Here is a 241-nt window from a genome sequence, read left to right on the forward strand (position 1 = left end):
GTAAGCGCCCCATGATCCCACGGGGCGTTTTAGTTTCAGTGTGAGAAGTTCCAAGGAAGAAGAGAGTTAATATCAGGCTCTGGCTTTGCCAGCTCTTTCATACATTTGACTAGGTAATTATAGAGTATCAGTCCGTTAGCTTTTGCCGTCTCGATGATGCTATACAACAGCGCACTAGCATCCGCACCATTAGGATTATTGGCGAACAACCAATTTTTTCGGCCAATGACCAGCGATTTGA

The 241-nt window shown here is 45.2% G+C and carries 1 protein-coding gene; it reads right to left on the reverse strand.

Annotated features, from left to right (window positions below; all coding sequences use genetic code 11):
* Window positions 1-35 precede the first annotated feature (35 nt).
* Window positions 36-241: transposase domain-containing protein (locus tag PL85_RS16620; protein ID WP_208895739.1), on the reverse strand; the 206-nt coding region annotated here is incomplete at its 5' end.

The organism is Vibrio anguillarum, from assembly GCF_001989995.2.
GTDB lineage: Bacteria > Pseudomonadota > Gammaproteobacteria > Enterobacterales > Vibrionaceae > Vibrio > Vibrio anguillarum.